General features: G+C 39.5%; 7 protein-coding genes and 1 riboswitch. Of the genes, 2 read left to right on the top strand and 5 right to left on the bottom strand.

The window, feature by feature from the left end:
* Nucleotides 1–168: 168 nt before the first annotated feature.
* Entirely contained in the window at nt 169–717 is a 549-nt protein-coding gene (locus NYQ66_RS05405) for a DUF3231 family protein (protein ID WP_259867691.1), read from the top strand.
* Between the two features lie 181 nt (nt 718–898).
* Here NYQ66_RS05405 and NYQ66_RS05400 read toward each other — a convergent pair whose 3' ends face one another.
* A complete protein-coding gene (locus NYQ66_RS05400; RefSeq protein WP_272479991.1) occupies nt 899–2,839 on the bottom strand; it encodes a bifunctional homocysteine S-methyltransferase/methylenetetrahydrofolate reductase in 1,941 nt (646 codons plus the stop codon).
* Between the two features lie 31 nt (nt 2,840–2,870).
* Nucleotides 2,871–6,302, bottom strand: a complete 3,432-nt coding sequence (metH, locus tag NYQ66_RS05395; RefSeq protein ID WP_407652050.1) for a methionine synthase — start codon at nt 6,300–6,302, stop codon at nt 2,871–2,873.
* 81 nt (nt 6,303–6,383) lie between these two features.
* A riboswitch (SAM riboswitch) is annotated at nt 6,384–6,497 on the bottom strand.
* A 367-nt stretch (nt 6,498–6,864) separates the two neighbouring features.
* Between metH and NYQ66_RS05390 the strand changes: the two genes are divergently transcribed.
* The gene (locus tag NYQ66_RS05390; RefSeq protein ID WP_272479990.1) at nt 6,865–8,400 is read left to right on the top strand and encodes a BCCT family transporter; all 1,536 of its coding nucleotides are present in this window, start codon (nt 6,865–6,867) and stop codon (nt 8,398–8,400) included.
* 177 nt (nt 8,401–8,577) lie between these two features.
* Here NYQ66_RS05390 and NYQ66_RS05385 read toward each other — a convergent pair whose 3' ends face one another.
* The 3 genes from NYQ66_RS05385 to gdhA (NYQ66_RS05375) form a co-directional block, all read right to left on the bottom strand.
* Entirely contained in the window at nt 8,578–9,276 is a 699-nt protein-coding gene (locus tag NYQ66_RS05385) for an HAD family hydrolase (RefSeq protein ID WP_259867686.1), read from the bottom strand.
* A gap of 137 nt (nt 9,277–9,413) precedes the next feature.
* Entirely contained in the window at nt 9,414–10,802 is a 1,389-nt protein-coding gene (gene gdhA, locus NYQ66_RS05380) for an NADP-specific glutamate dehydrogenase (protein ID WP_407652049.1), read from the bottom strand.
* 242 nt (nt 10,803–11,044) lie between these two features.
* Nucleotides 11,045–12,385 (bottom strand): NADP-specific glutamate dehydrogenase, encoded by a 1,341-nt coding sequence (gene gdhA, locus NYQ66_RS05375; RefSeq protein WP_407652052.1) that lies wholly within the window; start codon nt 12,383–12,385, stop codon nt 11,045–11,047.
* Between the last annotated feature and the right edge of the window lie 107 nt (nt 12,386–12,492).

Genomic DNA, 12,492 nt, shown 5'->3' with positions numbered 1-12,492 from the left:
AAAGTTACACCGGTACTGGGACCCGTGTCGTCATTCGTGAATTAATAACTGGTTACAATTTTTCAATAGAATCATAAGATCAGCCTCACAACTTCCTTTCAATAATCTTCATGTATAACTATCCTAATTTGGAAAATATTATGTATATACCAGTTAGGAGGCAATCAAATGACGAATGTATTTGAATCTGTAAAAGACTTCTTACAAATGAACCTAGACAATGAACCTAAAAATCCAATGCATGTTGGTGAAGTAATGACCTGTTGGATGTACCTCGCACTAATGGACGAGGCTACTATATATATTCAAATTGGTCTTAATACATCAAATGATGATGAAGTAAAAAGAATATTAAAGGAGAGTTTACATCAGTGTGAAACCCAGAGTCAGCGCTTCAAAGATCTAATGAAAAAAGAAGGTATTCCCCAACCTCCAACAAGCGAAGAACGTCCAAAGTCTGATCCAAACGCCATACCAATTGGAGCAAAATTGACTGACGAAGAAATTATGAATGGGTTAAGCATAAAAACTTTAACCGCGGTAACACATTGCGCAACAGCTGCTAGTCAATCCATTCGAACAGACATAGCGGCTGCATTTGCCCACTGTTTACTCGAAAAAATGAAGTTTGGATCTACACTAAGAGAACAAATGAGGAAAAGAGGCTGGATTAAAGTACCACCTTATTATTATCCACCAGGAGCTCCGAAATCGTAACGGAATATTTTCGAATACCCTTTTTAATCTTAAACAAAACCTCCCATTGCTTACATCTAAAGGGGAGGTTTTGCAGTCATACAAAACTCTCCAGACAAGTGTTTTACATAGCATTCCATCCTCTAATATCCCCCATTACCTTTCCATACACAAAGTTCTCACTTAAAAGAAGTCTCAGTCATTACTTAATCACTGCCTTTAAATCATGAATATATCGTGTTAAATGCGCAGTTAATTCAGCACGTAGGAACGGAGTAACTAAGTAGATACCATTGAAATACGTTAGCGCTTCGTTTATTAATTCTTCAGATATAGCCAAACCTTCTTGTGTTGCTTCTTCCTTTGATTCCTTATCCATTCTTTCTAAAATCTCATCTGGAATTTGAATGCCTGGAACTTCGTTATGGAGAAATTGCGCATTACGAGAGCTAACCATAGGCATAATGCCAACAAACACAGGGACTTGGAATGGCTCAATAGCTCTCGCTAACTTTTCAAATAACCTAACATCATAGATTGGTTGTGTCATCACATAATCTGCACCGGCGTCTAGCTTTCGTTTTAAGCGATCAATCGCTTTATGAAAGTTTCTAACATGAGGGTTAAAGGAAGTACCTACTACAAATTTTGAGCGTTGCTTCAGCGGTTGACCTGAAAATGCAATGCCATTATTGAGCTTTTTTACCATCTTGGTTAAGTCAGTAGACGAAACATCAAATACGGAAGTCGCACCAGGCAAATCACCGAACTTCGAAGGATCACCAGTAATTAATAGGATATGATGAATCCCCAACACATGAAGCCCCATTAAATGCGATTGTTGTCCGATTAAGTTTCGATCCCGACATGCAATATGAACGAGAGGTTCTACCCCCATCTCTTTTATTAAGCTGGCAATCGCCATGTTGCTCACACGGACAGATCCAAGTGAATTATCCGCGATCGTGACTGCATCCACTCCTGCATCCTTCAGTATTTTGGTGGCTTCCATGTACCCTTCTATATCCAATACCTTCGGCGGGTCTAGCTCGACTATAATGGTGGGTTCATATAAAGCTTTTTGAATAAGAGAATGTCCGGACGAATCACCTTCTAGGTTTCCAATATCATCTGTCTCTTGATCACCTTTTACAACATCACGGATAGTAATCGAATTATTGACTGAAAATTCATTCGGTCTTACACGCTTTTCTTCTTCTGGCAATTTTTCTAGACGTTTTACTAACGTACGAATGTGATCTGGCGTCGTACCACAACATCCACCAATAAATGAAACCCCTTTTTGAATAAGTTGTTTACTTATAGAAGCAAAATAATCCGCATTACCCGTATAAGAGTACTCCCCATCCACCATGTGCAGTAACCCACTGTTTGGTACAGCAGCATAACGAGAGTTCGGATTGAGCTGTATATTTTCATACGTCCGCAAGATACCAGATAAGCCAAGTCGGCAATTTAAACCAACTACATTAGCACCTTCTTTCTCTAACACACGGAACGCTTCTTCGATAGAAAAACCATCACGTGTAACACCAACTACTTCTGGAGCAAGGTTGGCGATGATTGGCACATTCGTTTGTCTTCGCACTGTTTCTACAGCTAGTTGTAATTCATTCAAATCGGCAAATGTTTCTAACAGTATCCCATCCACCGATTCTTCTAACAACGCTGATAATTGCTCCTCAAACAGAAATCGTAAAGACATCTTAGCTCCTTGATGCACAAAGTCGGGTGTTTTAAGGTCTGCCGTCGATCCAATAGTTCCGAATACAAAAGCTTCGCGTTCCACCTTGGACTGTTTCTGATAAGTATGAATCGCATCTCGTGCCACTTTCACCGCGGCACGATTAATATCCCACACCTGGTTTTCTAATCCATAACGCTGAAGCCCTAAGCGATGTCCGCTAAATGTATTCGTTTGAATGACCTGTGAACCTGCAGCTAAATAGGCAACATGCGCTTCGGTTATTAGCTTAGGATCCTGCAGGCAAAGTGCTTCAAAACAGGTTCTCGCAGGGATTCCAGATTGGTGCATCAGTGTTGCCATTGCCCCATCCCCAATGACATGCCCTTTTTCTAATAATGTTAGAAAATCACCTTGTTTCTTTCCCGACAATTTCATCACCTTCCTATTCCTTTTGATCGCACAGACGTTATGCGTTGAAGTACTTGCCTTCTGGATGGGAAAAGACTAAAGCTGATACACTTGCTTCTGGGTCCATCATGAACTCCTCGGTAAGCTCAACACCAATATCCTCTGGTTTAATTAAGCGAAACAATTGAGCTTGATCATCTAAGTTTGGACAAGCTGGGTACCCGAACGAAACACGAATACCTTGATATCGAGCAATGAATCGCTCTCGCATCGTCATCTCTTGCGGGTCTGGAAACCCCCATTGATCTCGCAACATTTGATGCAGGCGTTCGGCGAAACCTTCCGCCAACTCCAGTGCAATCGCTTGAATCGCATGGGACCTTAAATAGTCTCCTTCGTTTTTCCACTTCTCCGCTAGTTCACGCACACCTTTTCCAGCAGTGACTGAGAAAAAGGCAACATAATCCATCACTCCACTCTCTTTCGTTCGCAAAAAGTCAGATAAGCACAAGTACGGCTTCTGCTCTTGCCTTGGAAAGTGAAAACTTTCTAGTACTTTTTGTTGGTCTTTATCATAAATATAGACGTGATCTCCAGAAGCTTGTGCAGGAAAAAATTGATACACAGCTTGCGGCTTAATAATGCCATCCCTTTCACACATGTCTAACAATTCATCCACAAGTTCTTTCAGTGCAACTGCTTTTGGATCTCCTTCCTCTACCTTTTTGATGACATTCCCTTTAAACCCAAGATGCTTCCCAATTAACATCTGCATGTTCACGTAAGGGCGTATGTACTTGACCGGGTAATCGCGTAACACATGTCGATCTAAATCTGGTGCTGGAAAAACGGGTGCATCTTTCTGAATGGTTGATACTTTGGGTTCGTCACTATCCACTTTTTTCTCTTTATTCGTGTTGTTCTTAGCGGCAACCATGTCTACCCTTGCTTTCTCTAACTCCATTTCTAACTTTTCGCGTTCACTTGGCTTCATTAAGCGATTTGCAAAATCTAAACCTTCCATCGCATCTTTAGCAAAAATAACCGGTGATTCATAATTCGGTTTGATTTTTGTATAAGTAAACTTTTTAGATAAGGCTGCTCCACCGACCAAGAGTGGTACATTTACTCCCGCTTTTTGAAAATCCTCCGCAGTGACGACCATCTGTTGTGCTGATTTTACAAGCAATCCTGATAAGCCAATCATGTCTGGATTTTGTTCACGATAAGCTCGAATTAATTGTTCTGGAGGAACCTTAATGCCTAAATTAATCACATCAAAACCATTATTAATTAAGATGATTTCGACTAAGTTTTTGCCAATATCATGGACATCCCCTTTTACGGTAGCAAGCAAAATCTTTCCTTTCTTACTCGTATCCGTCTTTTCCATGAATTGCTCCAGAAAAGAAACAGCCGCTTTCATCACTTCCGCACTTTGCAATACCTCTGCGACGATCAACTCGTTTAAATTAAACAGACGACCGACCTCTGACATGCCCTCCATCAGTGGTCCATTAATAATGTCTAAAGGTTTATCAGTTTCTAGTGCTTCCTCTAAGTCTTTAATTAATCCTTGTTTTGTACCATCCACCACATATTTTGCTAGTCTCTCTTTAAGTGGCAAACTTGGTGTGTCATCGGTCTTCACTGTCTTTTTCTTACGATAAAAGGCAGTAAACGCAGCAACTAATTTGTCAGAGGTTTCAAAAAGGAGACGACTTGCTAGATCTTTTTCTTCTTCCGAAATCGAAGCATACCGTTCTAATTTTTCCGTATTGACCATGGCATAGCCAAGTCCTGCCTTTGTACATTCATACAAGAAAACAGAATTTAATACTTCACGCCCCGCTGGTGGTAGACCGAAAGAAATGTTGCTGACACCTAAGATAGTTGGACACTCCGGTAAATGTTGTCTCAACAACCGAATTCCTTCGACTGTTTCCTTTGCAGAACCAATGTATTTTTCATCACCAGTCCCGACCGGAAATGTTAACGGATCGATAATAATATCGCGGGGTTTCATCCCATATTGATCGACTAAGAGGTTAACAATACGAGTAGCTACTTCCAATTTTCTTTCTTTCGTAACTGCCATCCCTTCTTCATCAATCGTCCCGATAATAAGCGCTGCCCCATATTTGGTTGCTAACTTCGCAACGTTAGCTAGTCGCTCTTCCCCGTCTTCTAGATTAGTAGAGTTGATGATTGCTTTTCCTTGTGAATGACGAAGCCCTAGCTCAACGACCTCTGCATCAGTAGAATCGATCATTAGTGGAACTTTGACTTTCCGAATCACGTGATACAAAAATTTTTCCATATCCTCTATTTCTTCGCTATCAGGGTCCGCTAGGCAGATATCAATCACTTGTGCACCAGACTTCACCTGATCTCTAGCAATTTCAGAAGCTGCTTCGAATTCTCCACCTGCGATTAACTGTTTAAATTTTCTAGAACCGATTACATTGGTACGTTCCCCGACAAAGATAGGGCGGTTATCATCTTCTAAAAAAACCGCATTCAATCCAGAGATCGCATGTTGTTTGTTCTTTGCATATTCGCGTGGCTGTCTATCTTTAATTACTTCTCTGATCGCACGAATATGTTCAGGCCTTGTGCCACAACATCCCCCTACAATATTTAGCCATTGTTGATCAGCAAAGTCTGCTAGTTTACTAGCCAAACTGGTTGGTGTTTCATGATAATGCCCTTCTTCATCAGGCAGTCCTGCATTCGGATAACAACTGACAGCTGTTTTGGCAAGAGATGATAGTGTTCGGAGATGATCGGTCATAAATTCAGGCCCTGTTGCACAATTAAGACCGACCGCTAGAGGCTTTAGGTGCTCCACTGCCGTATAAAAAGCTTCAATTGTTTGTCCGGCTAGCGTCGTCCCCATCGGCTCGATCGTCCCCGAAATAATGATTGGGAGTTGTTTTCCCAGCTCCTCAAATGCTCGATGAATTCCAAGGCTACCCGCCTTTACATTCAGTAAGTCTTGAGAAGTCTCTAATAATAAAAGGTCCACTCCCCCCTTGATTAGACCCCTCGTCTGGATATAATAATTGTCCACAAGTTCTTCAAAGGTCACCCCCCCTGTCACAGACAAACTCTTTGTTGTTGGACCAAGCGCGCCAGCGACGTAACGTGGCCATTCCAATGTTGAAAACGCATCAGCCGCCTGTCTCGCTAATTGTGCAGACTCGATATTAATCTCCTCTGCCAGATGACTAAGATCATACTCAGCCAAAACTAGTGGCGTCGCACCAAATGTGTTCGTTTCAATAATATCTGCACCAGCCTGTAAGTAATCCCGGTGAATTTGTAGAAGCACATCGGGACGTGTCTTGCATAAGTACTCATTACACCCATCATAATCTGCTCCACCAAAATCATCTTCGGACAAATTTTGTTGCTGCAACATTGTTCCCATCGCACCATCAAGAATTAAAATATGATGCTGCAACCTCTCTTTAATATTACTTGTCACTTTCCACACCTTCTTTCTTTTTGCCATTAAAAAAGGCCTTTCTCATTTGAGAAAGACCTTTAATTATTTGATCGCGTCAGTCTCTCATCTATCAGAAATAAAAATTCTGCTGGAATTAGCACCGTGACCTACAAAAATGTAAATCCGGTTGCCGAGCTTCATCGGGCCAGTCCCTCCGCCTACTCTGGATAAGAATATTTAGTTTTAATTGTTCGTTATTAATAACCCTACACATAATTGAATCGTAAGTCAACAAAATTTTTTGGAATATTTTGTGAATATACAACACCAGGACCGTCCCTTGTTCCGCATGCATTATTCATCTTTACTAGTAGCTCCAAAACTATTAATAGATTACCTTGTTGCTCTTTAACACAGGCTTGTAAAACTAGTTCTAAGGAAATTGGATCTATGATCATTTAACTAAGGAAGAGAAATCTTTATCTAAGTGGGACACATATCCCTTTGTCCTATCCAGCAAACCATGCCGTGAATTGTTGAAATTTCTGATAGGTTAAGAGATAATAGTAAAGTTGCAAAAATTTTCAATTGAGGTGAAATTGTGAAAAATGTAAGTTCCGTTTTTTGGTACGCACTTACTATTTGTGGCGTACTAGTCGTATGGGGCGCAATTGCTCCTGAACATCTAAAGTCAGTATCATTAAAGGTTACGACGTATATCTCTGAGGCATTTGGATGGTATTACCTATTAATTATCATGATACTGCTCGTTTTTTGTATCTACTTAATTTTTTCGAAGTTCGGGAATATTAAGTTAGGTAAAGAAGAAGACAAGCCAGATTTTAATTTAGCTACATGGTTTGCCATGCTATTCAGTGCAGGTATGGGGATGGGATTAGTCTTTTGGACGACCGCAGAACCAATTTCTCATGCATTTAAAAGTCCACCCGGGGCTGAAGTGGGATCTAATGAAGCAATCAGGCAAGCTCTTCAATATTCCTTTTTCCACTGGGGAATTCATGCTTGGGCCGTGTATGGTGTAGTAGCTCTCGTTCTAGCTTATTTTAAATTCCGTAAAGGTCTTCCCGGATTAATAAGTGCAACGCTCATACCGATCTTCGGAGAAAAGAGTATGCAAGGGATACTAGGAAAACTCATTGATACTTTAGCTATTTTTGCTACAGTAGTTGGGGTTGCTTCCACGTTAGGGTTTGGATCAGCACAAATTAATGGTGGTCTCTCGTATCTTTTCAATACTCCTAATAATTTTGGGATGCAATTATTAATTCTAGCCATTTCCACTGTTTTATTTATTATTTCAGCTTGGTCTGGGGTTGGGAAAGGAATTAAATATTTAAGTAATATTAATATGGGACTAGGGTTTGCATTATTATTACTGTTATTTATCGTTGGACCTACACTTTATATTTTAAATATGTTTACAACGACTCTTGGCAGTTACATAGCAAACTTTTTTGATATGAGTTTCCGTTTATCGCCTTTAAATGAAGCAAGACGTACTTGGATTGATAATTGGACAATCTTTTACTGGGCATGGTGGATTTCCTGGGCTCCATTTGTAGGAATTTTCATCGCAAGAATATCCAAAGGACGAACCATTAAAGAATTTATGCTTGGTGTTCTATTTGTCCCCGCGTTGGTGTGCTTTATCTTTTTTGCAGTATTTGGTGTATCCGCGCTAAACATTGAGCAAAATGGACTTGATGTTATTTCAAACTACTCGATCGAAACAACAACGTTTGGAGTCCTTCAGCATTATCCACTAGGTGAATTTATGTCACTAATCACCATTGTCGTCATTGCAATCTTTTTTATTACTTCAGCAGATTCAGCAACATTTGTACTTGGTATGCTTAGTACATCTGGATCGCTAAATCCCGCCAACTCCGTTAAGATCACTTGGGGACTTGCTATGTCAGCAATGGCTGCTATTATTGTCTATTTTGGAGGAACACAGGGATTACAAAACATGCTCATTATTGCTGCACTTCCGTTTTCCGTCGTTATGCTACTGATGGGAGCCTCCTTTTATAAAGCAGCTAAACAAGAGATTGTTAAAGGACCAAAAAGAAAAGATCGAATAAAGAAAAAAACAAAAGAGCATATACAAGAATAAGTTCTGTTGTATAAATCTCTCACTTATTTACAAACACTCTTGGCTATATTAGTCGAGGGTGTTTTCATGTATTTGAATTCGAATTCATCATCTTATTTGAACAGTACGGGTCCCTGGGCCACGATGAAAAAAAAGCATGCGTTCGATCTAGAACCCATACCTTTTATTTTAGTTATATTACACAAACAAATAAAGTAACTCTTTAGCATTGTGAACTTCTTTATCTGCCTTAAACGTGGCACCTTCTGGGATAATCCGCTTACGATGATTCATCCAAACGGCCTTCCATCCTACTTGTTTTGCACCGACAACATCTTTTTCAAACGAGTCACCAATATAAACCGTTTTTGATTTATCTAGACCCATTTTCGATTCCATAATCTCAAATATTTCTCGCTTTGGCTTTGCATGACCATGTGCCCCAGAGATAAAGATGTTTTCTTCAGGAAACCATCTAGTTAAACCAAGCTGTTTAATTTTCATCGCCTGGTGCTCTTCATCCCCATTTGTAAGAATGGCAAGCTCTTTACCTTCTTGAACTAGCACATCTAACAGCTGTTCCACTTCACTAAACAAGGTGATTCTTTGTTGTTCAGCAACATAAGTTTCATGAAAAACACGTGCTTTCTGTTCATCGATCGGAATATCAAAATCTTTACAGGCAGCAGTAATCCGCCCGATTTGCCATTCTTCTTTCGTCAATTCACCCGCTTCACTCTTATCAAATAAGATTTCACTGTACTTTCGACTCGTTCGATAGACTTGATCGATTTGTTCATAAGTATGAGGAAAATCAAACAATTTCTTAAACGTTTTATGAAAGGATTGTGCTTGGTCGTATAGTGTATCATCCACATCAAAAATAATAGTATTCATAGTCGAAATCCTCCTTAGTCGGTTGCTTTTATCATACCATAGAAAAAAGCACAAGCGGATACTCTAATCCCACTTGTGTTTTTAGTCAAATCTTTATTTTCATAAGGTAGTTAAGTTCGATTGATTTTATATGTTTTTTATCCAGTGGATACCTTTCTTGCAATCATCGCATCGGCTACTTTCAGAAATCCTGCTATATTTGCACCTACCATAAGGTTTCCAGGACAATCATATGCTTCTGATGTTTCCTTACATGTCTGATAAATATCTTTCATGATCTCCTGTAGTTTTGAATCTACTTCTTCTCGTTTCCACACCAGACTTTTACTATGCTTAGCCATCTCTAAGGCTGTTACAGAAACGCCACCTGCATTCGCTGCTTTGTATGGAGCAATCAATACATTATTTTCTAGAAACAAGTCAATTGCAGCTATCGTCGATGGCATATTTGCGCCTTCCCCTATTGCCTTTACTCCATTGGAAATAAGTTGAGAAGCTGCAACGCTATTAATCTCATTTTGCGTTGCGCAAGGCAATGCTATATCACAAGGGATAGACCATATACCCGTACTTCCTTCCACGAAAATAGCTTCTGGATGCGCTAATACATAATCACTAATTTTTTTATTTTCGAATTCTTTCAATCTTGTGATAGTGTCCAGTTTCAACCCGCGAGGATCATAAATATAGCCACTCGAGTCACTACAAGCTACCACTATAGCCCCTAACTCTATCGCCTTTTCCATTGCATAAATGGCTACGTTCCCTGAACCGGATACGACAACCGTTTTTTTATTAAAACTCATACGTCTATTTTTAAGCATTTCTTCCACAAAATATACGATACCGTAACCGGTAGCTTCTTTTCTGCCAAAACTACCACCATAACCGACAGCTTTGACTGTTAACACACTCGCTTCGTAAGTGCCACGGATTTTTTTGTACTCACTGAACAAATATCTGATTTCCCTTGTCCCAACACCTATATCACCAGAGGGTACATCCTTATACGGTCCTATATGCCTGCTAAGTTCAGCCATAAAGCTTTGACAAAAGCGAAGTATTTCCGCATCCGATTTGCCTTCTGGATCAAAATCAGAACCGCCTGTTCCTCCACCAATTGGTTGTGAGGTTAAGGCATTTTTAATTACTTGTTGAAATCCTAAAAATTTTAAAACGCTTCCATTAACAGAAGGATGAAATCTTAATCCACCTTTATAGGGCCCAATAGCACTATTATACTGCACACGAAAACCACGGTTAACCTTTGTATTACCCTCATCATCCACCCAAGGGACCATAAACAAGATCATCCGCTCTGGTTCCACTAATTTATCTAGAACTGCCTGTTTTAAATAGATTGGATTTTTCACAAGCACAGGTATTATGGAACGGATTACTTCTTTTACTGCTTGAAGAAATTCAGGTTCATTAGGATTAAGGAATTCTACTTTAGCAATTATTTGATTTACATAACACTGAACATCAATCGGATCAATACCTTTTACTTTATCCAATACTTTCACAATAGTCAGCTCCTAAAAAGGGATGAAATCATCTCGTTCTCTATGCTCTAATCTTATTACTTTGCAATTGATAGCATCAATACTAAAAATCGATGAAACTCATGCATTAGACGCATGAAAATATATATTTTTCAAAAAAAGGCACCAAGCACATATTTTAAAAGTGCCTGATGCCTATTCCTAAGTGCCTCAATTTTAAGTTTTACAGATATTGCACTTACAATTAAAATGTCGTAGTTTTATTAGATTACACCGTGAGCAAGAATGGCATCAGCCACTTTTCTGAATCCAGCTATGTTTGCTCCTACAACAAGGTTACCTGGTACACCATAAGTCTCAGATGCTTCCATACTTTGTTGATAGATATCTTTCATAATATCCTGCAATTTGTTATCCACATCTTCTTGCGTCCAAGCTAATCTAGCACTGTTTTGTGCCATCTCTAGTGCAGATACTGCTACTCCCCCTGCGTTTGCTGCTTTTGCAGGTCCAAATAATACATTGTTTTCTAAGAAGACATTAACAGCTTCTAATGTAGATGGCATGTTTGCGCCCTCACCAATTGCCTTTACTCCATTTGACACAAGGACCTTCGCTGCATATTCGTCTAACTCATTTTGTGTGGCACAAGGTAACGCAATATCACAAGGAATTGACCAAATACCCGCACATCCCTCTTGGTAAGCGGCATTAGGATGCACTTTAACATATTCGCTAATTCTCTTATTCTCTACTTCTTTTAACTGCTTTACTGTATCTAGATTGATACCATTAGGATCATAAATATATCCACCAGAATCACTACATGCTACTACCTTTGCACCTAGTTGCATTGCTTTTTCCATCGCATAAATGGATACGTTACCTGAACCAGATACAACAACAGTATTTCCTTTAAATCCAGAACCAGTAGCTTTTAACATTTCTTCCACAAAATATACCGCGCCGTAGCCTGTTGCTTCTTTTCTGCCTAGACTTCCGCCGTAACCAATACCTTTTCCAGTTAGAACCCCAGCTTCATAAGCACCTTTTAGCTTTTTATATTGCCCGAACATATAGCCAATCTCTCTAGCCCCAACTCCAATATCACCAGCAGGCACATCAGTATCTGCTCCTATATGCTTACTCAGTTCCGTCATAAAGCTTTGACAGAAGCGCATAATTTCTAAATCGGATTTACCTTTAGGATCGAAGTCTGAGCCACCTTTACCACCACCAATTGGTTGGCCAGTTAAAGCATTCTTAAAAATCTGCTCAAACCCTAAAAACTTAATAATGCTAGAGTTGACAGATGGATGGAACCGTAAACCACCTTTATATGGACCTATCGCATTATTAAACTGTACACGGAATCCACGATTTACTTTTACCTTTCCTTCATCATTTACCCAAGGAACTCTAAAAGAAATAATTCTATCAGGTTCAACCATTCGCTCTAAAATTCCAAGTTCAATATATTTTGGATTCTTCACAAGGACAGGTACTAAAGAATCAAACACTTCCTTAACAGCCTGAAGAAACTCTGGTTCATTTGGATTGCGTCTTTCCACTTTCTTGAATAAATGCGTAACATAATCTCTCACGTTTACTGTTTGCAAACCTTCTACTTCTTCTAAAACCTTCAAAACAATTCAACCCCTTAAATATAAAAATTGTTAAAAACACTTCTTTTTTACTTAGAAACATTTTA

This window comes from Aquibacillus koreensis, from assembly GCF_025154055.1.
Classification (GTDB): Bacteria; Bacillota; Bacilli; order Bacillales; family Amphibacillaceae; genus Aquibacillus_C; species Aquibacillus_C koreensis.
This window is presented reverse-complemented; position numbering and strand designations above follow the sequence as displayed.